Annotated in this window: 16 protein-coding genes; 8 read left to right on the top strand and 8 right to left on the bottom strand. The window is 43.1% G+C overall.

The annotated features are described in order from the left end of the window. Nucleotides 1–41 precede the first annotated feature (41 nt). The 6 genes from K429_RS0102460 to K429_RS0102435 all read right to left on the bottom strand — a co-directional run bounded on the left by K429_RS0102460 (nt 42) and on the right by K429_RS0102435 (nt 12554). The gene (locus K429_RS0102460; RefSeq protein WP_025725932.1) at nt 42–2210 is read right to left on the bottom strand and encodes a glycoside hydrolase family 3 C-terminal domain-containing protein; all 2169 of its coding nucleotides are present in this window, start codon (nt 2208–2210) and stop codon (nt 42–44) included. 604 nt (nt 2211–2814) lie between these two features. Continuing rightward, on the bottom strand, nt 2815–3987 hold the full coding sequence (locus tag K429_RS0102455) for a sugar MFS transporter (protein ID WP_025725931.1): 1173 nt from the start codon (nt 3985–3987) through the stop codon (nt 2815–2817). A gap of 47 nt (nt 3988–4034) precedes the next feature. Next, entirely contained in the window at nt 4035–6386 is a 2352-nt protein-coding gene (locus K429_RS0102450; protein ID WP_025725930.1) for a GH92 family glycosyl hydrolase, read from the bottom strand. A gap of 28 nt (nt 6387–6414) precedes the next feature. Beyond that, the gene (locus K429_RS0102445; RefSeq protein ID WP_025725929.1) at nt 6415–9564 is read right to left on the bottom strand and encodes a GH92 family glycosyl hydrolase; all 3150 of its coding nucleotides are present in this window, start codon (nt 9562–9564) and stop codon (nt 6415–6417) included. Nucleotides 9565–9680: 116 nt separating this feature from the next. Beyond that, on the bottom strand, nt 9681–10790 hold the full coding sequence (locus K429_RS0102440; RefSeq protein WP_025725928.1) for an ROK family protein: 1110 nt from the start codon (nt 10788–10790) through the stop codon (nt 9681–9683). Between the two features lie 33 nt (nt 10791–10823). After that, nucleotides 10824–12554: a class I mannose-6-phosphate isomerase gene (locus K429_RS0102435; protein ID WP_025725927.1), complete on the bottom strand. Its 1731-nt coding sequence runs from the start codon at nt 12552–12554 to the stop codon at nt 10824–10826. Between the two features lie 160 nt (nt 12555–12714). Here K429_RS0102435 and K429_RS0102430 point away from each other — a divergent pair, with 160 nt between their 5' ends. The 4 genes from K429_RS0102430 to aat all read left to right on the top strand — a co-directional run bounded on the left by K429_RS0102430 (nt 12715) and on the right by aat (nt 17473). Further along, entirely contained in the window at nt 12715–13443 is a 729-nt protein-coding gene (locus tag K429_RS0102430; protein ID WP_025725926.1) for a GntR family transcriptional regulator, read from the top strand. A gap of 833 nt (nt 13444–14276) precedes the next feature. Beyond that, a complete protein-coding gene (locus K429_RS0102425) occupies nt 14277–14585 on the top strand; it encodes an ATP-dependent Clp protease adaptor ClpS (RefSeq protein WP_025725925.1) in 309 nt (102 codons plus the stop codon). Between the two features lie 16 nt (nt 14586–14601). Further along, complete coding sequence (locus K429_RS0102420; RefSeq protein ID WP_025725924.1) at nt 14602–16830, top strand: AAA family ATPase; 2229 nt, start codon at nt 14602–14604, stop codon at nt 16828–16830. 4 nt (nt 16831–16834) lie between these two features. Next, nucleotides 16835–17473, top strand: coding sequence for a leucyl/phenylalanyl-tRNA--protein transferase (gene aat / locus K429_RS0102415; RefSeq protein ID WP_007210110.1), 639 nt, complete (start codon nt 16835–16837; stop codon nt 17471–17473). A 13-nt stretch (nt 17474–17486) separates the two neighbouring features. Here the strand turns inward: aat and yaaA are convergent, their stop codons facing one another. Beyond that, entirely contained in the window at nt 17487–18251 is a 765-nt protein-coding gene (gene yaaA, locus K429_RS0102410; protein ID WP_025725923.1) for a peroxide stress protein YaaA, read from the bottom strand. A 222-nt stretch (nt 18252–18473) separates the two neighbouring features. On the opposite strand from yaaA, the gene recJ reads away from it, so the two are divergent. Next, on the top strand, nt 18474–20189 hold the full coding sequence (recJ, locus tag K429_RS0102405; RefSeq protein WP_025725922.1) for a single-stranded-DNA-specific exonuclease RecJ: 1716 nt from the start codon (nt 18474–18476) through the stop codon (nt 20187–20189). Nucleotides 20190–20250: 61 nt separating this feature from the next. After that, complete coding sequence (locus K429_RS0102400; protein ID WP_025725921.1) at nt 20251–22176, top strand: ATP-dependent DNA helicase RecQ; 1926 nt, start codon at nt 20251–20253, stop codon at nt 22174–22176. 52 nt (nt 22177–22228) lie between these two features. On the opposite strand, the gene K429_RS0102395 is transcribed toward K429_RS0102400, so the two are convergent. Beyond that, nucleotides 22229–23029: a M48 family metallopeptidase gene (locus tag K429_RS0102395; protein WP_007210106.1), complete on the bottom strand. Its 801-nt coding sequence runs from the start codon at nt 23027–23029 to the stop codon at nt 22229–22231. Between the two features lie 193 nt (nt 23030–23222). Here K429_RS0102395 and K429_RS0102390 point away from each other — a divergent pair, with 193 nt between their 5' ends. Beyond that, nucleotides 23223–24179 (top strand): tetratricopeptide repeat protein, encoded by a 957-nt coding sequence (locus K429_RS0102390; RefSeq protein WP_197031235.1) that lies wholly within the window; start codon nt 23223–23225, stop codon nt 24177–24179. A gap of 4 nt (nt 24180–24183) precedes the next feature. Continuing rightward, on the top strand, nt 24184–25899 hold the full coding sequence (locus tag K429_RS0102385) for a DUF6377 domain-containing protein (RefSeq protein WP_025725919.1): 1716 nt from the start codon (nt 24184–24186) through the stop codon (nt 25897–25899). Nucleotides 25900–26090: the final 191 nt, after the last annotated feature.

Raw genomic sequence — 26090 nt, 5'->3', positions numbered from 1 at the left:
ATTAAAATTCTTTCCATCCCGATAAATATTCATAAGAGTATCTACCGTTCTACACGAAATGTAGCAGACGATCTAATATCATCAGAAGCAGTACCTACAAGAATCTGAAATTTACCCGGCTCCACAACCCATTCATGGCGTTCAGGAGTATAGAAACTCAGTGCTTCTTTTCCAATTGTAAAATTCACTTTTACAGTTTCTCCCGGAGCAAGATTCACCTTCTTGAATCCCTTAAGTTCTTTAAGCGGACGAGGTAATGATGACTCCATATCCATAATATACAATTGCACAACTTCTGCCCCCTCTCTATTTCCCGAATTAGTTATCGGGATTGTGACAGTTATATTGTCAGTACTTTTTATAGTTTTTTTATCAAGTGTAATTTTTCCATAATCAAATGAAGTATAGCTGAGTCCATGCCCGAAAGCGAACAAGGGTTTAATTTTCTCTTTCTCAAACCACCTGTATCCCACGAATATACCTTCTTTATATTCCACAGTCTCACCATCACCCGGATATGCATTAAATGCATGAGCGGCATTATCTTCTATTTTCACAGGAAATGAGAAAGGTAATTTTCCGGACGGATTGACTTCACCGAACAAAACATCCGCTATTGCATTACCGGCTTCTGTACCTCCATACCACGCCTGAACTATAGCCGGGACTTTCTTATGCCAAGGCATAGCATAAGCATTTCCACAAACCATCACTGCCACTAAAGACGGATTTACTACACTCAGGTCGGCTATCAACGCATCCTGTTCATATGGAAGGTTATAAGATTCTCTATCCACTCCCTCACAATCCATATGCAGATTCTTGTTCATTCCACCTATATACAAAACAATATCTGCTCCTTTGGCCGCCTTCACCGCCTCTGTATGCAAACTATCGTTTACTGATTTTGAAGCAGTTGACGAATACCCCGGTTGATAGTCTACCTCGATCCTACCAGCAACATATTTGCGAATCCCTTCAAGAGGTACGACCTCATATTTTGATTTCGCTTCTGAAGATCCGCCATCCCGGCTCATCATTTTCACAGCATTCTCACCGACCACAAGTATCCTATTTAAAGATCCAATATTTACCGGTAGAATTTTATTGTTGTTTTTCAAAAGAACAATCCCCTCCTCAGCAATTTTGCGTGCAGCCATTGCATGTTCCTCCGAAGCAAGAGTTCCCCATGGACGTCCTTCCGACATATTAGTCCGATACATCATCCGTAAAACTCGTCTGACTTTTTCATTCAAGACCTTTTCACTTGTCTCATTTTGTTTCAGCAATTTTAAGTAGGGCTTGCCGAGGCGGTAATTCTGAAATGCCTCCAGCGAACCAAGATCCGTTCCGAACTCCATATCTAATCCATTATCTATAGCCTCCTGAGTATCATGAGTACCACCAAAATCTGAAACAACTACTCCATCGAATCCCCATTCCCCACGTAATACATCGTTTAGAAGATAAGAATTATGACAGCAATATTGACCATTAAATTTGTTGTAAGCTCCCATAACGGCCCACACACCAGCTTCCTGTACGGCAGCTTTAAAAGCCGGAAAGTAGATTTCGTGCAATGTACGTTCATCCACAATAGTATTTATCGTCGTACGCTTGGTTTCCTGATTATTAACTGCAAAATGTTTTACACAAGCTGATACATGGTTTTCCTGTACACCTTTAATATATGAAACAGCCATCTTTGATGTGAGATACGGATCCTCACCCATATATTCAAAGTTGCGACCATTCATTGGGGTTCTGAAGATATTCACAGCAGGCCCGAGAAGCATATTTTTATCTCTATACAGAGCCTCTTCACCAAGGCTTTTTCCGAAAAGATGTCCCATCTCTGGATTCCATGTTGCAGCAAGACATACGAGAGCGGGGAACGCCGTACATGAATCACTGGACATCCCGGCATGAATCCATGTTTGCCATACCATTTCGGGCCGTAATCCCGACGGACCATCCGACAAATTATTTTCCGGAATGCCTAATCTTGGGACACCTGCCGAACCGTAGCTCCTGTCAGCATGAAGCAATCCGACTTTTTCTTCCAGAGTCATACGAGACAAAGCATCATCAATGCGTTCTTCTATCGGCTTTGAAGCATCTCTATATATAGGTATCTCTTGAGCTCGAAGACTAACAGGAAGAGTTGCTATCGCAACAAGCATACTAATCTTTCTTATTGAAAATTTCATCTGTTTTGGGTTAATATTCATAATTCACACTTTATTTTAGATATTCATATATTTTCCTGCAGTTATAATATATTTGATATTTAATTCCTACCAGACATACCCACTTTGACCTGGGATACATAAACTCACTTTCATTCAGCAAACCAAAGTTTCTATATATATGTTCATACATATATATGCAGCAAAGATAAATAATAAATTTAAAAAGCAAAAACAAAACAAAGATTTTATATCTAAAAAATAAAGAAAGCTCAAAAGAAAATGATAACAGAATCAAAATACATCTGTTATCAGAAAATAACAAAGAAGGCACAAACAGGAACCAACCAACTAATTATCAACAATATAAACAAAACAATTTGATAACAAAAGACAGACATAATATACCTATAAAGAAATAAATCCAAAAAGTTATCTTATATAAAGTAGCAGTTACGCGCCCCACATCAATGTTCATACATTAATATACAAAGCAAAATCATTTAATTGATAACCTAAACTTAAAAAACAATGAATAACAAGCAAAAAATAAGCGCCTCTATCGAAGAGACGCTTATAAAAATTAAAATGGTGAGACTTATATAAACAACATAAGGTATGCTAATCAAACTTTTGCCGGTATTTTTATACCAAAAGCACAATACGTCAGATACAGTACGCAAACCAAAGTAACTGTCACTCCACCTATTATTCCCACAGTACCAATAGCGAAACCAATAACCGGAGTCACAACCCCTCCACCGGCAACGGCAGTAATCATTAAACCGGAAATCTGATTTGCTTTCTCTGGACGAGCCTGCAATGCCATCGAATAAATAATAGCAAATACGGACGAAGCAAAAAAGCCAACCGCACCTATACATATCAGATTTACAACATCATTATCTACCCCCATCAATATCAATAATGAAACAATACAAGCTACAATATTAACTCGGAAATATCTCATCTCGGCAATATGAGCTAACAAAAAAGCCCCCAGCAATGCACCAACCGTACGACTAAGAAAATAAACCTGAGGAGCAAACTTCACCTGCTCATCAGCCCACCCAAAACGAATAGACATCAATTTGGAGCTAATAAAATTTGTTGCCACATCTACTCCCACAATGAAGAATATACCTAAAAACAGCAAGAGGATCGTTCGGTCCTTCAACAATGCAAATGTATCCTCCATAGAAAGTCCCTTATCTGATACAATATTTTTCTCCCGTTCAATAGGAGTTGCCATAAGCCAAACAGCCGACAGCAATGTTATAAAACCAAGTATTGGGAAACAATAATACCATTTATCCGCTCCGAAGTAATTCACCGCCAAGAGCACAATCTCCGGTCCAACCAAAGAAGAAACCGCCTTTATAACTTGTCCAGCCGTTAAACTACTCGTCAAAAAGGCCTTGTTAGTAACCACGTTATTAAGCAATGGATTCAGTGAAACCTGCAAAATAGCATTTCCTATGCCCAGTAAAGCATAAGCTGTCATACAAGTAATACTGTCATAAGCCAACAATGGTAGAATCATACCTATAATTGTAATACCCATACTGATGAGCACGGTATTCTTACGTCCCCATTTATTCATCTGATTCCCAATAGGAATACTTAAAAAAAGAAACCAAATAAAGACCATTGAAGGCACAAAACCAGTCATTACGGGCGACCAATTAAAGCTGCGCTGTACATAGTCAGAAGAAATACCTACAATATCACAAAAACCCATCACAAAGAAACCAAAAAGCACCGGGAGAGTTGTCAATATAGAGTTTTGTTTTTTCATATTCACAGTTATTTATATAAAACACATTATTTTTTAGCCTACATTCATTAATGAGTCAGTCTTTTATTAGGAAAACTATCTAATTTCAATGTTAACCTCCCTCCTTTCACAACCTCCTCAAACGGCAACAATACAGTTTCCTGCTGTTTACCATTCAAAGAGACATCTTGCAGATAACAGCCATCAACAGAATGTCTTTTTACTTCAATCACAAACTCTTTTCCTGAATAGTATTCCCTGTTCAGGTTAATAGTCACCTTATCAAACAAAGGGGCACCTATCTGAAATTTCGGATTAATCTCTGTCAGTCCTTTCACATCAAACAACCCCAATGCAGAAATCACATACCAGGCACCTAATTGCCCCTGGTCCTCATCCTGGCCATAACCATAGCCATGAATTCCTTCTAAACCATAAAATTCATCCAAGATAGCCCGTACCCACTTTTGAGACAAATAGGGCTTACCTGAAAAATTAAACAACCAGGAAATATGCAGATTGGGCTGATTTCCATGATTATAAACCGTTTTCAGTCCGGCAAATGCATCAACTTCCGTTCCACCACCAAAAATACTCTTCTGCGAAAGCATGAAAATACTGTCGAGACGAGTATTGAAAATCTCCGGCCCTACCAAATCTATTAATTCATCTATATGATGAGGAACATAAAATGTGTATTGTATAGCATTACCTTCCTGAAATCCCTTCCATGGTGAAAGCGGATTAAAATCCTCTAGAAAGCGCCCCTGGCTATCTTTAGGGCGAATCAGGCGAGTTTCCTTGTCATAAAGTTTTTTCCAGCCATTAGAAAGTTGGGAAAGCCTTTCGTAATCTGCCTCTCTCCCCAGCTGTTTGGCAAACTGCGCAATCGCAAAACAACTAAAACTATACTCCATAGTATGCGAAGCACCAAAACCTGAGCCTCCCTCACGAGTCACCATATCAAACTGCTTCTCATAAGGAGAATAACCGAGCTCCACAAACGGACGCACATCCATTTTTCCGGCACCTTCAGGCCTTCCCCGCCATTCCACCTCATTCTTCAATGCAGCCTCATAGCCCAATTGTATATCAAAATCACGAATACCACAGTTATAAGCTGCCGCAATAGCCAGACCTGTAAAATTTGTCCCTACTCCCGACACATACTTGCTACACGCGATTCCATCTCCCAGCCAACCGGCATCCCGGTAAACCAGCAGCTGACTCTTTATCCAGTCAGAATAATATTCAGGATAAGCCAATGCCCATAACTGTGTCAGGTTCCAGAACCCACCCCAAATAGCATCTGTATTATAATGCTGATGCACCGGGTTTCCTTTTTCATCCAGCGTGATACGTCCTACAGAACCGTCATTCCTTGGATAATACCCATTGACATCACTTGCCAATCCACGCCCCAGAAGCGCATGAAACAGTCCGGTATAAAACTTCACTTTATCTTCCTCCTTACCTCCTTCCACGTAGATTCTACTCAATGACTCATTCCACGCTTTCGTTGCATTCTTCCTTGCCTGATCAAAAGTAACGTCCTTAGCTTCCACCTCCCTGTTAAAACGAGCGTTTTCTATGGACGTATATGAAAGACCTACTTTTACTTCTACCGACTCCTGCTCTTCCGTAGAGAAAGTCAAATAAAGACCGGTACCGGGCCCTTTTGCCTGATATTTACCAGACACAACCTTATCCTTCACGAATGTTCCCACCTCTATCGGTTGTTTATTTAAAACCGCCGAAAAATACATACGAACATCCGCACCTTTCTGATAAATATCCACATATACAGGAGAAGTCACAACATAACCTTCTACTCTACCATCATCAAAGTATTGCACTTCGGCATCTTTTACTTCACCGCTTTCTCCTTGTTTGTTACCAATATCAAATATGAGGTTCGCCTGTTCCGACTTTGGATAAGTATAACGATGGAATCCCACCCGCTGCGTGGCAGTCAATTCGGCCTTTACTCCATAATCTTTCAGAATAACAGAATAATATCCAGGAACCGCAATCTCATCTTTCTTATCAAAACGCGAACGATAACCACTATCCGGATCATCCAGTTCACCCGGAACAGTCTGCAACCCACCTACAGTCGGCGCAAAAACAATACCGCCTACCTGAAACTCATGAAAGTTAGCAAAACCTTCGATGGAGGTATGACGAAAGTCATACCCCACCGCTTGCCAACCACCGGAATTTCCCAAATGCGCATCAGTAGAAGGAGCCAACTTCGCCATACCGAATGGGACTGCCGCCGGCGTATAAAAGAACCAGCGACAATGCGCAGTTCCAATATTCGGATCTACATAGTCCACCAAAGTTTTAGTGCCCCTGGTATCCGTAGAGCATCCCAAAGCCACACTAATCCATATGACTAATAAACCGAGTTTTTTCATGATATAAATTCATTAACGCGTTAAATCCTCATCTATTTACACCAACCGGACACGAATAAATACCCCATGATTCATTTGGCTTATCTCCCATCTCCAAAATCAATTCTCCACCTTTCAACAATTCCGAAGCTGGGAAGAAGAAACAATCCAGCTTCTTACCATTCAACGTAGCGCTTTGAACATATTTATTCTTTCGGGATACATTCTTTGCCTCAATCGTAAATGTCTCACCACGACCATAGCGCTTACCCAAATCAATAACTACTTTTTCATAAAGCGGGCTGGCTATTTCATAGATCGGATCAATGCGGCAACCACCGTCTGTCTGAAATAATCCTAAAGCGGCCATAACAAACCAAGCACTCATTTGCCCCTGATCTTCATCACCCAAATAAGCATTGGCTACACCATAACCATAATACTTATCAATGATAGAACGAGACCATTTCTGTGTCAGCCAAGGCTTTTTAGCCCAATTAAACAAAAAAGCAAAATGCATAGACTGCTGATTGCCCTGAACTACTGGATAATCCCAGTACTGATCATTCGGAGCATTATATCTCCAAGGTTCGCTCACAACGAAGCCCCAATTCAAGCGGTCAACAAATGCCTTCTCACCCATTATATTAATCAAAGCCGGCACATCCTGAGGTACAAAGTAGCTAAGCTGCCAGGAGTTACCTTCTACATAGTGATGATTGCGCCCGGTTTGGAAAGCATCAAAGTCCGCTACAAAGTTACCGGCTGAATCACGCATATGCGCATAGCCGTTTTCCGGATTTACAGCATTCTTCCACCAATATCCACGATCATTAAACGTACCATACTCCGTATATTTACCCAATGCCTTAGCCATCTGTCCCACAGTCCAATCATCATAAGAGTACTCTAATGTATTGGAAAAACGCCCCAATTCAATAGGAACATATTTATACTTCAAATAAGGAAGTAAATCACGATTGCCTGCAAATCCACCTGCTACATGTGTAGCCGGAGTTGTCTGCATCTTTTTCATGGCTTCAAAAGCCTTTTCCGCATCATAATCGCGAATCCCCATCTGATAGGCAGATACCATCAAAGGGATTTCATGTTCAGCTACCATCACCGGAATATATTCCATCCCCGCAGGTCCCTTTGCCAACCATCCATTTGCATCATACAACGCCAACTGAGAATTTACCCATTTGGAGCTCCATTCCGGTGTTACCAAGTTCCAGAATTGATTCAGATTCCAAAAAGTATTCCAGAAAGCGTCACAACCCAGAGCCACATGATCCGGATTCGTAAATTTACGTACTTTCTCATCAGGTGACATCCATTCTCCATTCACGTCACTCCACAGATTACGGCAGAGAGCACGGTATACATTTGTATAGAAGCGTACTTTTTCCATACGGTCATTCGTTCTGATATCCAAGCGATTGAGTATACCATTCCATACGTTTTTCTGATTCTGAACAACAGCTTCGAAATCCCAACCGAACTTATCTGAAATCTCCTTTTGCAGATTTTCCGAAGCATTTGCTACACTTACCAACGAAATGCCTGTACGCACCTGAATCACCGACTGCTTCTGCGTATCAAATTCTACATAAAGCCCTGCATCTTTCAGATCTTTACCGGAAATATGCGCTTCATTCAATATCTGGTCATCCTTCCAGCCACCTACCTTTTTAATCGGTGCATCAAATTCAATAACGAAATTTACGACATACTCCTGATCAGCATCATCACTCCATACATGTGGACGAGGGGATATCTGATGAGAACGTCCCTCAATTCTGTAATCACTCACTTTCCTGACATCCACATCCAACAGATTATAGTCATATTCAGCCTGAATATGCAAATCGATCATCACACGTCCATCCTTATCCTTAGGAAATGTATATTTCTGAAAACTTGCTCTTTCAGTAGCCGTCACCTCCGCTAAAATCTCCGTATCAGTCAGGAAAACTTTATAATATCCCAATGGAGCTTCTTCAGTCTTCTTGTCAATACGCGAACGGTATCCTTCATCCGGACGGAACTGATCTCCTACCTTCGTAAACAGTTTACCATTGGTTGGCATCATACCCAATCCCCCCATTGTCCATTCATGAATATGACTAAAGCATCCTAATGTCTCAAATGTAGGCTGATAACCGGCCTGCCAACCTTTATTCTGATTATCCGGACTCAATTTTACCATACTGAAAGGCATCCAAGGCCCCGGTGCAATCATCCAGCGAGAATGTGCCGTACCTATCTTTGTATCTACATAATCAGCAAAAGACTGCAATTTCTGCGGAGAGCGTAAAATCGTACCTCTTTCCAATAGCTGTTCATTGACAAAGACCTGATATTCACTCTTTTTCTTTTTATTCACAGCAGGCATCGGAACTTCAAACACATAACGAGCCGTATCCATCTTTGCAGTAAAAATCCTTGTTCCATCCAGTTTCACACTCAGTTCCGGGTTTCCGGATAAATGTTCCACATCAACCAGCAAAGGTTGTACATTTACTCCGTCCAATTCTATTTCGTACCCGGCGGGAGAAACATCACGCAGAAAAGCATATTCATTATTCTGTTCCAAAACAAGTCCATCCGAACCTTCCAAACGAATTTGATCGAATACAATCCACCCACCTTCAAGTACAGAAACAGTCACAATGTTTCCTCCTTTTTTTAAGTCGGCAGCCGAAATGGGAAATTCCAAGACTTGCTCTCTGGCATTTTGCAGGTTACCTTCCAGTACTTCCATAGCGTGCCCCTTAATCTCAAATTTTTTTTCAACTGAATTTACCACTACCTTAACAATCGAACGGTTCGGGTTAGCATCTACCAAGTCCACCACCAACTTCCATTCTCCACGTTTCGGCAGTTTTTCAACTCCAAATAAGATATTAGCATCATGGGTTCTCCAACCGGAAGTACCCCACGTACCACCCCAAGTATCATCAGGCCCGGGTAATACATATGGAAAATCAGTCTTATCAACAGAAGTCCCTATCAAAAAATAACGGTCTTCATAGCCAAAGTCATGAGCCAGAAAACTCTTATACTCAGAAGGGCCTAAAGCCAATTCCGCTCCGGAATTATCCGCAGCGCCTATCTGCCATACCACTTTTGCAGCCATCGTATATAGCGCACAGCAGGCAACGATAAAAAAGGATATCAGTTTTTTCTTATTCATAATGAGTATTGAATTTTTAAATCTAAGTATCTAATTCTATATTCTTTCCAAGCCTTATCACAAAAAGGCTTATTTTGTTATCTCTGAAACAATCTTATTTACTTCTAAAAATCAAACTAACCCTTATATTTCCTGTCTATCTGTTGCAATGCAAAAGCATAGGCTCCTAAAGCAATCGCTTTACTTGCTCCCAAAGTTGAAATCGCTACTCCGATACGCTTTGTATGGTTATAAAGAATTTCTCTTTTGGTAAAAGGCACCTGAACCCAAGTACTTGTATTCTCTAAGAATCTCTTATGGTCGTCCGCCTCCATCAGATTGCAAACCTCCATCTGCAAACAATCGAAGTCTCTTCCTGAAAAAGTAGAAACGGAACGACGCATTTCACGCATCATACCCGGTAGGATATATTTCGCTGCACCGGACACTCCTCCGCCTATCACAACCATACCATCTACAATATGAAGCGCACTGACAATGGCAGCACCGGCCATCTCCCCCAATTCGTCAAAACTCTTCAAAGCCGCCTCCCGATTACCTGTACGAGTACCTTCAGCTATATCATAAATGTCTTTGGGCATTAGATCTTCTATAGTTTCTCCACTCAGTTCCCCATACACACGCCGTACTGCACGAATGCTAACACTTTCTTCCGCAATCAGATCCGTATATTTCTTGTTACGCATAATCCATACATCGCCACCGCAACCATTATCACCGGTCAACAAACAGTTGTCAATCACTACGCCTGCACCAAAGCCCGTTCCCAACGTAATTCCCAGCAAATTTCTATAACGCTTCGGATTACCGGCAGCTTCAAGTTCTTCATTGACAGAGGGTAAAATTCCTGCCAGTGCTTCACCATAGGCAAACAGGTTACCATCATTATTAATAAATACAGGAATTCCAAATCTCTCTTTCAGAAAAGGTCCCAAAGCCACTCCACCACGGAAAGCCGGAAAATTAGGCAAATCGCCTATTATACCATTCTTATAGTCTGCCGGACCGGGAAAGGCAAAGCTAATAGCTACCGGGGCATCTTCCAACTGCTCCTTCACCTGAGAAAATCCCCGATGCAGAACAGTCAGGCATTCCTCCAAATTATCCGACACTGCCGGATAACAAATAGGCGTTACAATGTCCTGATTTCCACAAATAGCTGAAAAAACAAAGTTTGTACCTCCTGCATCCAAGATCATCACCGTACGTTGGTCATGTTTATACATATTATATCAGATTTTATTAATACTACTCTCCGGTCAATATCTCACATAAGCTTTGATTGTCCCACATTCTTGCCCCACAGACTTACCATAAGGAGCAATCGTATATTCACCTACACTTGCCGGGATAATAAAAGTTTCTGCATAATGCACTACAAAGGGCTTGAAAGCATTTATCGGACTTTCTATAACAGCCTCTTCACCTTCCACTAAATTCAGCACGTTCACACTGTTATTGGTATGATGCGTAACAGGCTTGGAGAACCAGTGACGATGCGTCTCGATAAACTCATTCGGGTGCAGTCCCGTGCATTCTTCTCTCCAGCCATCACCCTCCGCCACTTGCGTAAAGCGATTAGCCAAATGCTTATTCACATATTCCGTATCACGTTTCCAGTCTATCACATCCTTCCCCCTTTCTACATTAATAGGACGAGGCTTTCCATCCAGTCCCAAACGCTGCCAATCCCAAAGTTTAAAAGTGAACAAGTTCGGAGTTGAACTAATTTCCAGTACCAGCGCTTCAGAACCCGAACAGTGTACTGTTCCACCGGGAATCAGATAATGGTCGTGTTTTTTAGCCGGCAACCTGTTCACATACCTCTCCGTATCGAACACAACTTCTCCCTTCTGCGCTTCGCGTAGATCATGAATCATTTCATTTTTATCTATACCAGTCTTCAAACCCAGATAAACCGAAGCACCTTCTTTGGCATCCAACAAATAGTAACTTTCATCCTGAGTATAGTACATGCCAAAGTTCTCACGAATAAACTGTGTAGTAGGATGCACCTGCACGCTCAAGTTTCCTCCGCCCACCGTATCCAGAAAATCAAAACGAATTGGGAAATCCTTACCAAAACGTGCCTCTACCGGTTCACCCAGCAATTCTCTCGATTTCAACAACACCAAATCCACCGACGGCAATTCAAAGCGTACACCGTTCACTTCAAAATAAAGACTGTTTTCCTCGGGAACACAATCGAAACACCAACCATAATTCTCCTTTTCAGGATTCAGCCCGCACACCTCTTTCATCCATTGTCCACCCCAAGGAGCCGGATCAAAGAAAGGAACCACACGGAAAGGATTCTTAATCGTTTCTTCTATACCCTTGAAAAAAGTTTCCTTATCAATCAACCTCGGTTCATTGGCAATATGAGTATCCAGCCAGAAGTCTACCCTGCCGAACAAACTTTCTTTATACCTATCAAGTATTCTCCAATCGTTGAAATAGCCTCTCTTATATTGCAAAGATACAGCATCTTCACGATTATCCACTCCTAAAGCCTTCACTTCATGTACTCGAAAACGCTGTTGTATCTCCCAGCGAGCCATATCCACATAAACCACCGTAGCCTCAGCCGGAGCCACCATAGCAGCGCCTGACCCTACAATAATTACTCTTCCGGTTGCATCCGCCACTTGCTTTCTAGCCTGTTCCAGCTTTTCCGCATCAAAATAATCATTCAAGGTTAGGTTCGTTACATAGCCAAAAAGAACATCATCCGTCATGAAACGCTCTGTCATCGCTTTAATCTCATCCTGTGGCTTCATCAAATTGCGCGTATTAATAAATAAGGTAGGAGACAACAACTCCAACTCACCCGCAACTTCTTCCTCACGCACACCCGCATAGAAATCAACAGCCACAACTTTCTTAACCTTGAAACACTCCACCAGCAATGTATGAACAGCATCCCATCCCTGAAGAATTGTTCCCGTAATCTTAGTAGAAGGAAATCTGTCGTAATTCACTTTTCTCATAATTATATATACTTTATTTTATCTATATGTATGAACATATATGTATTTTGTGCAAATATATACTCTTTAAAAATAAAATAAAAGAATCTACGGGTATTTTTTTAAGAAAAAAAAGAATTATCTTTGTAGCATCAAAAAAATAAAGAAAACAATTATGCCCATAAAGTTAGACCCCAATTCGGAGAAACCTCTTCATATTCAAGCAGAAGAAGTACTTAGAAAACTCATTGAATCAGAGGAGTACAAGAACGGAAAGCTACTTCCAAATGAAGTTCTATTGTCTGAACAATTGAATATATCCAGGAACACTCTCCGTCAAGCTATCAACAAGCTCGTATTTGAAGGACTGCTGGTCAGAAAAAAAGGTCATGGTACAAAAGTTGTGCGCAAAGGTATCATTGGCGGAGTGAAAAATTGGCTAAGTTTCTCACAAGAAATGAAAATGCTGGGTATTGAAATTAAGAATTTCGAACTCCACGTCAGTTTCAAGAAACCATCTGAAGAAATATGCACCTTCTTCAATATAGACCCGGAAAAAGGAACCAAATGTATGGTGCTGGAAAGGGTACGGGGTAATAAAGAATATCCGTTTGTTTCATTTATCTCCTATTTCAATCCGAATATACCGTTAACCGGTGATGAGGATTTCACCCAACCTCTTTACGGAGTACTCGAAAATAAATATAACATTATTGTGAAAACCAGTAAAGAGGAAGTATCCGCACGCCTGGCAGGAGAATTCATTGCGGAAAAACTGGATATAAAGTCAAGTGATCCTATCTTAATAAGGAAAAGATTCGTTTACGATATCAACCAAGTACCTATTGAATACAATATCGGATACTATCGGGCAGACAGCTTCACCTACACGATAGAAGCTGAAAGATAAGCAAGCAAATTCGGGCCTGGAATATACCCGAGATGTAGTTGCTCCGTACCTTCTCCGGTACTTCTTCGTCCAGAAGTACTTTTCAGTGAAGAATGTACGGAGCAACTACGTCTCAGATACAATCCAGGTAAGAAGCGAACACATTCTGAATCATCTTATCAAACTGATACCTTATATCATATTTTGCAAGACAAAAAATCCATTTTCCTCATTATTGCTAACAGACACTTCGATCAAAGCTACGCTTCCAGAATATTACAACCACTGTTTTGAAGATTTACATCATCTATCCAGAGCAAACAGATGGTTCATTTATCCTAAACCGACCATCTATTCAGACCAATCGCACGGTCTTTCTTCCCTAAAAAAGTAAGTCTCATTTGCCAAGGCTACACCCTTTGCTCCAAAAGGTGACACCATAATAACTAAAGGGTGACGCCATCACTCACAAAGGGCGTCACCCTTCTAAAAAACACATGATATTTATTCTATTTCGAAGAGAAACGACCACTAAGAAAAAGTAACATTTATAAAGAATATCCGGGAAACAGATTCCAAAACATCTTCCATTTAAGGATTCTATAATCTTAAAATCTCATTTCCTCATCAATTACTACCATTTCGCATCACCCCATCAAACATTCTCTGCATCTTTTCGTCCACCATAGTAATTGGTACGAAAAGGAAAGATTCTAAGGCGTTAGAATTTACATTTTGTCATTTTGCAAATCATTCCCAATATAGTGTATTCTCTTAACCTGATCAAATCCGGTATGTTTTTACTGACTCCATAACAGACAAATCTGCCTCTTTTTCATAAATTTGCCCCCATTATGGAACAGCAACAATCATCTTTCAAAGAAAAGGAACGTACAGATCTACGCGAACCGCAGCACTTCAAGGTGATCATCTATAACGATGACTTCACCACGATGGAGTTTGTCGTCAAGATACTTACTACCATATTCTTTAAATCGGCAGCAGAAGCAGAAACGCTGATGCTACAGGTACACAAGAGTCAATCGGCAGTGGTAGGCATCTATACATACGACATTGCACAATCGAAAGTACAGAAAGCCACCCGTATGGCACGCGAAGAGAATTTTCCACTCCGGCTCACCGTTGCGCCGGAAGAAGAATAAGAATTAGGAGAAGATTATGGATATACAAAATACAGTGCATGTGAACAGCGCATTCACCTATGCACAAAAAAAGGCAATATCTTATCGCCATGAATTTATCACACCTGAGCATTTGCTGAGTGCATTTCTGGAACAGAGTCCCTTTGCCAATGCTTTAAATATGTGTTTCTGTGATACCCAGGAACTTGCTTTCTCTTTAGAGAATTATTTCACGGAAGAACTGGAAAGCGTTCCCGCAGACATGGATTATGAACTGGAAGTTTCAACCCAGCTCAACGAACTGATACAACATGCCTATCTGATGATAGACTATTCAAGTGCTGAAGCATTGAACGTCCCCCATCTAGTGCAAAGCATGCTCCAGCTCAAGGACTCTTGGGCATGCCATATCCTGAAAGAAGCTCTTGAAGAAGATCTACCCGAATTTATCAGCCAACTCATCTCCCGATATGAAGAAGTGGAGGAAGAAGACGATCTGCAAACCTCTCCACAGGAAAAAAGCGAACCTTGGCGAAACTTTGTAACTTGTCTGAATGACTGTCTGCAAGACCACAATCCACTCATCGGACGGGAAGCTGAACTGGAACGAACCATTCAGGTGCTCTGTCGCAAAGAGAAAAACAATCCGTTGCATGTAGGCGAACCGGGCGTTGGCAAAACCTCCCTCGCTTACGGGCTCGCTGCCCGCATTGAAGCACGTGAGGTCCCCGAACGACTCCTCGACTGCCGTATCTACGAACTGGATTTAGGTACTCTACTGGCAGGTACGCAATACCGGGGTGACTTTGAAAAACGCCTGAAAACCATTATGGAAGGTGTTCGTAATGAAGGACGGGCTATCATCTATATCGACGAGATACACAATCTGATAGGTGCCGGACGTACAGGAGACGGTTCCATGGATGCATCCAACATGCTGAAACCCTATCTGGAAAGCGGAGACATCCGTTTCATCGGCTCTACTACTTACGAGGAATACAACCGTTACTTTGCCCGCAGCAAGGGGTTGGTGCGTCGCTTCCAACAAATAGATATACTTGAACCAAGCATTGAGGAAACCATCCATATTGTAGAAGGACTGAAAGAAAAATATGAAGAATTTCATGGAGTAACCTATCAACCTGATGTAATCCCTTACGCCGTCAAAGCAAGTGTCCGCTATATCAGCGACCGCTTTCTGCCCGACAAGGCTATCGACCTGGTGGATGAAGCAGGAGCTTACCGCGAAATTCACCCTATACCTTCCGGAGAGCAAATTGTAGACAAGACATTAATAACCGATGTACTCGCCCGTATCTGCAAAGTAGATGCACTCGCCATGAAAGAAGAAGATACCACCTCACTGGAAACTTTGCATGCACGTATCAGTGCCAAAATTTACGGCCAGGAAGAGGCAGTGCGCCAAGTGGTGGAAGCCGTACAAATGTCCAAAGCCGGACTGCTGGATGAAAACAAACCGCTGGCAAGCCTGCTCTTCGTCGGTCCTACCGGAGTAGGTAAAACCGAAGTTGCCAAAGTGCTCGCCTCCGAACTGGGTATTTCCCTGCAACGTTTCGATATGAGCGAATATACCGAAAAGCATACCGTAGCCAAATTAATCGGTTCACCCGCCGGATATGTAGGCTATGAAGACGGTGGTTTATTAACCGATGCCATTCGCAAAACTCCCAACTGCGTACTGCTGCTTGATGAAATTGAGAAAGCCCATCCCGATGTATTCAATATTCTGCTACAAGTAATGGACTATGCTGTTCTTACGGATAATAAAGGACGAAAAGCCGACTGCCGCCACGTTGTACTTATTATGACTTCAAATGCCGGTGCACAATTTGCCCGTCAGGCATCTATCGGATTCAGCAGTCAGATTACAGCCGGGGAAGCCATGTTGAAACAGGTCAAGAAGACCTTCAAACCGGAGTTTATCAACCGTCTGTCCGCTACTGTCGTTTTCCACGATATGAGTCGGGAAATGGCCTCACTTATCCTCGACAAGAAGCTTGGGGAACTGAGCAGCAAGCTTGCCGCACGCCAGATAGAGATGGAACTGAGCCCGGAAGCCCGCAACTGGTTATTGCAACGTGGATTCCTGCCCGAATATGGCGCCCGCGAAATGGATCGTGTGATAGCTTCGCATCTGAAACCACTCCTGATGCGCGAAATCTTATTCGGTTCCTTAAAATCCGGTGGTAAAACTTGCATACAGGTAGACAAAGATCAATTAGTCTTACAACTTTCAACAAAGTGACACTATGGTCTTTGCACTAACTGACGAAATTACATTTCCCGATCCGCACTACGGCGATCCGGACGGATTGCTGGCAGTAGGCGGTGACCTGTCGACCGACCGCCTCATCCTGGCTTACTCCAACGGGATATTCCCCTGGTACACTTTTCAGGAGGGAATGATACAATGGTGGTGCCCACTGGAACGCTTCGTCATTTTCCCCGACGAAATCCATATCTCCCACTCCATGCGGACGCTCATAAACAAAGGGAAGTACGATGTCACTATCAATCAGGCTTTCGATGAAGTCATCCGTAAGTGCGGAGAACTGAGGATGGACATGGAAGGTGCCTGGCTCGGTCCGGAGATGATAGAGGCTTACACACTTCTGCATGAACAGGGCTTTGCCGCCAGCGTGGAAATATGGGAAGGGGAACAATTAGTAGGCGGACTCTATGGAGTCACCTTGGGGCGCTGCTTTTTCGGTGAAAGTATGTTTTCACTGGTTCCCAGTGCATCCAAGTTAGCCCTCATCCACTTGGCACAATTCTTCGGAGAGCATGGCGGCGTACTGATAGACTGCCAGTTCGAAACTCCCCATCTGAAATCGATGGGAGGAAGATATATCAGCTACGAAGAATACATGGAGTTTCTGCAATCATAACTACCTTCGCTGGTCACACCAGCGTAAATTGCAAATGTTCATCCGTACTGCGTCCTTCATCGTATGCGAAGCCCTCCCACGTAAACGCTTTCAAGTCTTCGGGATTTTCAATGCGATTTTTAATAATATAGCGTAGCATTTCTCCGCGGCACATCTTGGCATATATCACAATTGTCTTTAGCTGCCCGCCTTTCCATACCTGGAATTCGGGAGTAATGACACGGACTTCTTCTTCTACTCGCTTCCAATCGAACAGATCTCTCATCTCACCACTGGCAAGATTAACGAGTATGCCACCCTGACGTTTGATATCCGCTATAAAATAATCCGTCAGCAAAGGTTTCCAGTAATCAAACATAGTCATCCCTCCCCTTTCGGGCAGGCGTATATCTCCTTCCATACGATAAGGCTTTATCCCGTCCAACGGACGAAGCAGTCCGTACAGAAAGGAAGTGATGCGCATGTGTTCTTGAGCGTAGCGAAAATCATCTTCGGAAAAATCTCTCGGTACTATACGTTTGAACACCGCACCGGTATAGGCACAGATAGCGGGCATTGCAGAATTTGCCTCCGAAAAGAAATCCTGATAGCGCAGATAATTCTCAGCGGCAATCTTGGAATTTATACGTAACAGACGTTCCAGGTCAGCAGCAGAAAATTGCCCCATATCCAAGGCATTCTGTACTGCTTCCGCCTGAAAGTACGGAACAGTTATTTCAGGGACTCCTACAGATGTGCGTGCCGTCATCGTTTTGGCACAAGAGATGAATGTCAACATATCACGTTCAAAGTTTTTTGGGAAACAAAGATAATACAAATCGAATGTAGAACTTTCATGCTCGCATGAAAAAGTTTTGCGCAAAGTTTTTCCGCATAACCTTCCTCTGTTTCCATACTTTTTCGTACTTTTACGCCTTGTTGGAAAAATACAGGCTTTTCCCGAGAGAAACGAAACCTCTTCCAACCACGAGACTGAAAAAAGGAAAAAACAATATATAAAATGACTCACAAATGGAATTATCAACCCATTACACCCGAACAGGCAGAGACAAGCCAAAAGTTGGCCCAAGAATTAGGGATTAGCCCGATTCTTGGCGGATTATTGGTGCAGCGGGGAATAACGAAGGCACAGGATGCCAAGAAGTTTTTCCGCCCGCAGTTGCCCGACTTGCACGACCCATTCCTGATGAAAGACATGGATGTGGCCGTGGAGCGCCTTAATAAGGCAATGGGAAAGAAAGAGCGTATTCTGATTTATGGTGATTATGATGTAGACGGCACTACCGCAGTGGCACTGGTCTACAAGTTTATTCAACAGTTCTATTCGAACATTGACTATTACATCCCCGACCGCTACAACGAAGGTTACGGGGTATCTACCAAAGGGGTAGACTATGCCGCAGAAACCGGTGTAGGATTGATTATCGTACTGGATTGCGGCATCAAAGCTGTAGAGGAGATAACCTATGCCAAAGAAAAAGGCATTGACTTTATCATCTGCGACCACCATGTGCCCGACGATGTACTTCCACCTGCCGCCGCTATCCTGAACGCCAAGCGTTTAGATAATACGTATCCTTACGAGCACCTTTCCGGTTGCGGCGTAGGCTTCAAATTCATGCAGGCATTTGCCATCAGTAATGGCATCGAGTTCCATCACCTCATTCCACTGCTCGACCTGGTTGCCGTAAGTATCGCTTCGGACATTGTTCCCATCATGGGAGAAAACCGGATACTTGCTTTCCACGGATTGAAACAGTTGAACAGTAATCCCAGCGTAGGTTTGAAAGCGATTATCGACGTATGCGGATTGACTGAAAAGGATATTACCGTCAGCGACATCGTGTTCAAGATAGGCCCGCGCATCAATGCCTCCGGACGTATTCAGAACGGAAAAGAAGCCGTCGACCTGCTGACTGAGAAGGATTTCTCCATAGCTTTGGAAAAAGCCAATCAAATCAATCAATACAACGAAACCCGGAAAGATCTCGATAAGACCATGACCGAGGAAGCCAACCAGATTGTAGCTGATCTGGAAGGACTTGCCGAACGCCGTTCTATCGTGTTGTATAACGAAGATTGGCACAAAGGTGTTATCGGTATTGTTGCCTCCCGCCTGACGGAAATTTATTATCGCCCCGCAGTAGTGCTGACCCGTACGGACGATATGGCAACAGGTTCCGCCCGTTCCGTATCCGGCTTTGACGTGTATAAGGCGATTGAATATTGCCGTGATCTGCTGGAAAATTTCGGTGGTCATACCTATGCAGCCGGCCTTTCGATGAAAGTGGAAAATGTTCCCGCCTTTACCAAACGCTTCGAGGAATTCGTTTCACAGAACATCCTACCGGAACAGACAAGTGCGGTCATAAATATCGATGCAGAGATAGATTTCAGGGATATTTCTCCGAAATTCTTTAATGACCTGAAGAAATTCAATCCTTATGGTCCGGATAATCCAAAACCGATATTCTGTACGCATAATGTCTATGATTACGGTACCAGTAAAGTAGTGGGGCGTGATCAGGAGCATATCAAGTTGGAACTGGTAGACAACAAATCGAATAATGTAATGAACGGCATCGCCTTCGGACAAAGTTCGCATGTACGTTTCATCAAAACCAAGCGTTCGTTTGATATCTGCTACACCATTGAAGAGAATACCCATAAACGGGGCGAGGTACAGTTGCAGATAGAGGATATTCAACCTAATTAATAAATTGGAAGTTGAGAGTTAAGTTATGTAACATAACTCTCAACTTCCAATTCTTCGTATTATGACTGCGCAGCTCAACTCCCAACCTTCAACTCCCTACTCTCAACTTCTCAAAGAGTACTGGGGATATGATAACTTCCGGGGCATACAGGAAGATATCATCAATAGCATTGGCGAAGGCAAAGACACCCTGGGGCTGATGCCTACGGGCGGCGGAAAGTCCATCACATTTCAAGTGCCTGCACTTGCCAAAGAGGGGCTTTGCATAGTTATTACTCCCCTGATTTCTCTGATGAAAGACCAAGTACAGAACTTGAAAAAAAGAGGAATCAAAGCACTTGCCATCTACTCCGGAATGTCCCGGCAAGAGATTATCGTCACACTGGAAAACTGTATTTTCGGCAATTATAAATTCCTGTATATATCGCCCGAACGGTTGGATACGGAAATCTTCCGCACCAAGCTACGGAAAATGAACGTCAGCATGATAACCGTTGACGAAAGCCATTGCATTTCACAATGGGGATATGATTTCCGTCCTGCCTATCTGAAGATAGCCGAAATACGTGATCTCCTACCCGGTGTCCCTGTGCTGGCACTGACTGCAACCGCTACTCCGGAAGTCGTGAAGGACATCCAGGCGCGGCTGTGCTTCCGGCAGGAAAATGTTTTCCGCATGAGTTTTGAACGGAAGAACCTTGCCTACATAGTCCGCAAAACAGAAAATAAGACCGGAGAACTTCTTCACATCCTACGCCGTATGCCGGGTAGTGCCATTATTTACGTACGCAATCGTCGGCGAACCAAAGAAATCACCGAACTTTTAATTAACGAAGAGATTACCGCCGACTTCTACCATGCCGGTCTGGATGATGCCACCAAGGATATACGTCAGCATCGCTGGCAGACAGGAGAAAGCCGTGTAATGGTTGCCACCAATGCTTTCGGCATGGGTATAGACAAACCCGATGTACGTATCGTAATCCACCTCGATTTGCCGGACTCTCCCGAAGCTTATTTCCAGGAAGCAGGACGTGCAGGACGTGACGGCAACAAAGCGTATGCCGTAATACTCTATGCCAAATCGGACAAAGTCACCCTTCATAAACGTATCCCGGACACCTTTCCGGAGAAAGACTACATCAAACAGGTGTACGAACATCTGCAATATTATTACCAGATGGCAATGGGAGACGGTTTGGGATGTGTCAGAGAGTTCAATCTGGAAGACTTTTGCCGGAAGTTCAAATACTTCCCTGTACCTGCCGACAGTGCATTGAAGATTCTGACGCAAGCAGGATATCTGGAATATACCGACGAACAGGATAATGCCTCCCGTCTTTACTTCACCGTCCGCCGTGATGAACTGTATAAATTACGCGAACTGGGAGAGGACATGGACAAACTTATTCAAATCGTTCTGCGGTCTTACACCGGAGTATTCACGGATTACACCTTTATCAACGAGAATTCACTTGCGGTACGTAGCGGATTAACGCGACAACGGGTGTACGACTTGCTGATACGTCTATCCAAGATGCGTGTCATCGACTATATTCCACATAAAAAGACACCTTATATCATATACACACGCGAACGCGTAGACAGGCAACATCTGCAAATCTCCCGCAGCATATACGAGGAGCGTAAGGAACGTTATGAAGCCCGCATTCAGGCAATGGTAGATTATGTAACGACCGAAACCGTTTGTCGCAGCCGTATGCTTCTACGCTATTTCGGAGAGAAGAATGAACATAACTGTGGAATATGCGATGTCTGCCTCAGCCACCGTGCCGAGACTCCCAGACTTTCCTCCCAACAAATAAAAGAAGAAATTAAAGAATTGCTTCGCAAGCAACCTCTGACACCTGCCGATATTGCCTCACAGATAGAAGCAGATAAAGAAATCATCTCTCAATGTATCCGCGAATTGCTGGAAGATGAAGATCTGAAGGCGGAGAACGGCATCATAAGCCTGAAGGCATAAGAAAGGGCGTACAGTGAATTGCACGCCCTTCTTCTTATTATATCAATAAGAATTATTCCGTTACTGCCGGCTTCTCAATACCTTCGCTGGTTGCACGTTCTTCCATACGCTGGATACGGGCATCCAAATCAGGATGAGTAGAGAACAGTTGATTCAGCTTACTACTTTTCTGCGCACCGGCTTCTTCCTGCAATTTCTTCAGCTTTTGGAAAGATAAAGCCATTGCCCAGGGATTCTTACCATGACTTTTCAGGAATTCATATCCATAGTCATCAGCACTTCTCTCCTGCTTCTGTGAATATGTAGAGTTTACCAGAGCCTCACCCAGGTCACCCAACTGAGAATCAGATAACTTAGCAGCCGTACCACCTTGTGAAGAAATACCATCCTTCAAAGCTGAAGTCAGCAATGCCGTACGAAACCCATTCTTAGAATCCTTGTGTGCCACGTGACCTACTTCATGTCCGATTACACCCAGCAATTCATCATCCGTCATGATATCCATCAAAGACGAGAAAATGCGCACACTACCGTCAGCACAAGCAAATGCATTGACATCTATCACATAATAAACTTTGAAGTTCAAAGGAATTCCCTCTACATCCGTCAAGCCTTCAGTCAGCTTTTTCAGACGAATTGTATACTCATTATCGTCGGCACATACCTGATTATGTGTATCCATCCAGTCGATATACTCTTTTACATATTCTGCCATCTGAGCATCAGTCAGAGTAACAGCTTTAACAGCTTTAGCCGCACCTTTCAGTGCTTTTACATTAAACTGAGCCATTGCAGGCATTGTCACGGCCATACATAACATAAAGAAGGCCCACTTCATGAAAATCTTTTTCATTCTTGTGTTTTTAATTTAGAAACGATGATTAATTAATATAATTGGTAAATGTATCGCAAAAGAACAAATTTTAAATGATACCATCAATAATAACACGAATGTTTTTTCTTTTTAGACCGAGTTCTTGGTATGGAAACAAGATTTTTATGTAAGTTTGCAAAAAGAATAAAAACAAAACACCTAAGAAATACAGATTATGGGATTCTTTAAATCTTTCTTCTCCGGCAAACAAGAAAAACCGGAAACTGAGAAACAGAAAAACGATCAAAAGAACTTCGAGATATTCAAGTATGACGGCATGCGTGCACAACGCATGGGGCGTCCCGATTATGCAATCAAATGCTTCACGGAAGCCCTTGTCCTTCAGGAAGACTTTGAAACCATGAGCTATCTGAGCCAGGTTTACATTCAAACCAATGCCCTCAGCGAAGCACATGAACTGCTGGAACGCATGGCAAAACAGGAACCGGACCACCCCTCCACTTTCCTCACCCTTGCCAACGTATGCTACCTGCAAGAAGACTATCAGGCAATGGCAGACGCCGCACAAAAAGCTATTGAAATAGAAGAAGGAAATGCCATGGCATACTATCTTCTGGGCAGAGCCAAGCAAGGTATGGACGACGGTATCATGAGCATCGCCCATCTCACCAAAGCCATTGTACTGAAAGACGACTTCACCGAAGCCCGCCTGCTGCGTGCCGAAGCCTTAATCAAGATGCAGCAATACAAGGAAGCTACCGAAGATATCGACGCTATACTCTCCCAAGATCCCGATGAAGAAGCTGCATTACTGCTCCGCGGTAAAGTGAAAGAAGCAGCGGGACAGCAGGAAGAAGCCGAAACCGATTATCGCTATGTAACAGAATTGAATCCATTCAACGAACAGGCTTTTCTTTGCCTAGGACAACTTTATATCGTCCAGAAGAAGTATCCCGAAGCTATCGCACTCTTTGACGAAGCCATCGAACTGAATCCTAATTTCGCACAAGCCTATCATGAACGCGGTCGCGCCAAGTTGCTGAATGGTGACACGGCAGGCTCTGCAGAAGATATGAAGAAAGGATTGGAGTTGAACCCCAAAGAAATCCAAGGAATCAGCGGACAATATGACAATCAGCCAAGACAAACGGACGTTTTAGGATTGTAGCGCCATGAAAAGCGGCCTCTTTATACTCATTGTATGCCTTCTTTTTCCTGCCTACGTCTGTGCAGACACTTCTAAACATGCTTTAGAAGAAAACAGGAAATTGCTTCACTCTTTAGATAGCCTGCTGGAACAACAGGATCTATTTGTCAGAGTAAAAGAGGAGCGCATCAAGCAATTGAAAATGCAATATAGCCGGGTCAAAGATGTAAAGGAACTCTATGCCATGAATAGAATGGTCTATTTGGAGTATCGGGTTTATGATGCGGATTCCGCCCTGCATTACATCAACAAGAACATACAACTGGCACAACAGACCAACAACCGTACCTGGGAAGTGGTCTCTTTGCTCGAACAATCATTTGTCCTCACCTCCTCTGGACTACTGACCGAAGCCTTGAAAGCCGTCAGTGACATTCAACCGGAAGAATTACCCCAAAATCTCCGTTCCGAGTATTTTGGCAGGTTATGTACACTCTATTCCCGCCTGCGGGATTACTCCAGTGAGAACTCCCAACTGTCGGAACATTACAATAATCTCCAAAAGGCTTTCCGAGACTCGGTATACCTCACAGCCACTCCTGACGAATTGCGCTACTGGAACTGCCGGGCATGGCTCTACCTGGGAACCCCGGAAATAGAACCCGTCAAACAGGCATTTGAGGAAAACAAGCAAACATTGTCTAACGACAGCCGCAAGTATTCCATAGCTACTTATAATCTCTCCGCCATTTACCGGAGTGAAAACAACGAGAGCAAATACCTGGAGAACCTCATTCTTTCGGCTATGGCAGACATCCGGTCTGTCAACGGAGATATCGGCTCTTTGCAGGAAATAGCGGAATACCTATTTAAGCATGGAGAAATAGACCGCGCCTATAACTACATCCTCTATTGTTCCCAAAAAGCCATGCTTTTCCACAACCGGGTACGAATAGTCAAAATGTCTCATTTGCAAAACCAAATCTACAAAGCGTACCAGGAACAGAGCCGCACACAGCAAAAGCGCCTTCAAGCCTCCCTGATTGCCGTCAGTTTCTTATTCCTCGTACTGATCGGCGCCCTCCTGTTCATCCGCAAACAAATGCGCCGGCTAAAAGAAGCCAACTTGAAGTTAGACAATACAAACCAGAAGTTGTCCGTCAATATGGATGCCCTCTCTACAGCACATCAACGCCTGGAAGAAGTAAACATGCAGCTGAAAGACCTGAATACGCAATTACAGGAAGTCAACGACCAGTTGCGGGAATCTAATTACGTAAAGGAAGAATATATCGGCTATGTATTCAACATCTGTTCCACCTACATCAGTAAGCTGGAAGAGTTTCGCAAGAACATCAACCGGAAACTGAAAGTAGGCCAGATAGAAGATGTAAAAGCAATGACGGACTCTTCCGCAACAGCCTCCAACGAACTGAAAGAGTTCTACCAGAATTTCGATACCATCTTCCTGCATCTCTATCCCGATTTTGTAGGCGCCTTCAATGCCTTATTGCTACCCGAGGAGCGCATCGAACTGAAAGAAGGCGAACTACTTAATACCGAACTGCGCATACATGCCTTGATAAGACTCGGCATCACAGACAGCGTGAAGATAGCGGACTTCCTTCATTGTTCCGCACAAACGGTTTATAACAACCGGCTTCGCACCCGAAATAAATCCATTATCCCGAAAGAAGATTTTATAAATGCAGTGAAAAAGCTCGGAAAATACAAAGCGTAAGCCCTGCTCTCTACTACCGATTCCACTTAAAGAGTTTACTTCCGAACCTTTCATTTTCAGAAAACAACACTAATAATCAAATACTTATCAGTTTTAACAGTTTACTTCGCCTGTTTACCTCGCAGAGTAAGTAACCCTTATTGCGCATACCTTTGCCACAGAGATCCAAACTAAAAACTTATGTTAACTAT

This window comes from Bacteroides sp. 14(A), from assembly GCF_000526555.1.
Taxonomy (GTDB): Bacteria; Bacteroidota; Bacteroidia; order Bacteroidales; family Bacteroidaceae; genus Bacteroides; species Bacteroides cellulosilyticus.
The sequence above is the reverse complement of the archived record's forward strand: the minus strand, read 5'-3'. Positions and strand labels throughout refer to the sequence as shown.

What these genes read in the sequence shown, in the direction of transcription:
- K429_RS0102445 (WP_025725929.1), bottom strand. Translation starts at nt 9,564, where the DNA reads ATGAATAAGAAAAAACTGATATCCTTTTTTATCGTTGCCTGCTGTGCG.
- K429_RS0102450 (WP_025725930.1), bottom strand. Translation starts at nt 6,386, where the DNA reads ATGAAAAAACTCGGTTTATTAGTCATATGGATTAGTGTGGCTTTGGGA.
- K429_RS0102455 (WP_025725931.1), bottom strand. Translation starts at nt 3,987, where the DNA reads ATGAAAAAACAAAACTCTATATTGACAACTCTCCCGGTGCTTTTTGGT.
- K429_RS0102395 (WP_007210106.1), bottom strand. Translation starts at nt 23,029, where the DNA reads ATGAAAAAGATTTTCATGAAGTGGGCCTTCTTTATGTTATGTATGGCC.
- K429_RS0102400 (WP_025725921.1), top strand. Translation starts at nt 20,251, where the DNA reads ATGACTGCGCAGCTCAACTCCCAACCTTCAACTCCCTACTCTCAACTT.
- yaaA (WP_025725923.1), bottom strand. Translation starts at nt 18,251, where the DNA reads ATGTTGACATTCATCTCTTGTGCCAAAACGATGACGGCACGCACATCT.
- K429_RS0102460 (WP_025725932.1), bottom strand. Translation starts at nt 2,210, where the DNA reads ATGAAATTTTCAATAAGAAAGATTAGTATGCTTGTTGCGATAGCAACT.
- aat (WP_007210110.1), top strand. Translation starts at nt 16,835, where the DNA reads ATGGTCTTTGCACTAACTGACGAAATTACATTTCCCGATCCGCACTAC.
- K429_RS0102440 (WP_025725928.1), bottom strand. Translation starts at nt 10,790, where the DNA reads ATGTATAAACATGACCAACGTACGGTGATGATCTTGGATGCAGGAGGT.
- K429_RS0102385 (WP_025725919.1), top strand. Translation starts at nt 24,184, where the DNA reads ATGAAAAGCGGCCTCTTTATACTCATTGTATGCCTTCTTTTTCCTGCC.
- K429_RS0102435 (WP_025725927.1), bottom strand. Translation starts at nt 12,554, where the DNA reads ATGAGAAAAGTGAATTACGACAGATTTCCTTCTACTAAGATTACGGGA.
- K429_RS0102425 (WP_025725925.1), top strand. Translation starts at nt 14,277, where the DNA reads ATGGAACAGCAACAATCATCTTTCAAAGAAAAGGAACGTACAGATCTA.
- recJ (WP_025725922.1), top strand. Translation starts at nt 18,474, where the DNA reads ATGACTCACAAATGGAATTATCAACCCATTACACCCGAACAGGCAGAG.
- K429_RS0102420 (WP_025725924.1), top strand. Translation starts at nt 14,602, where the DNA reads ATGGATATACAAAATACAGTGCATGTGAACAGCGCATTCACCTATGCA.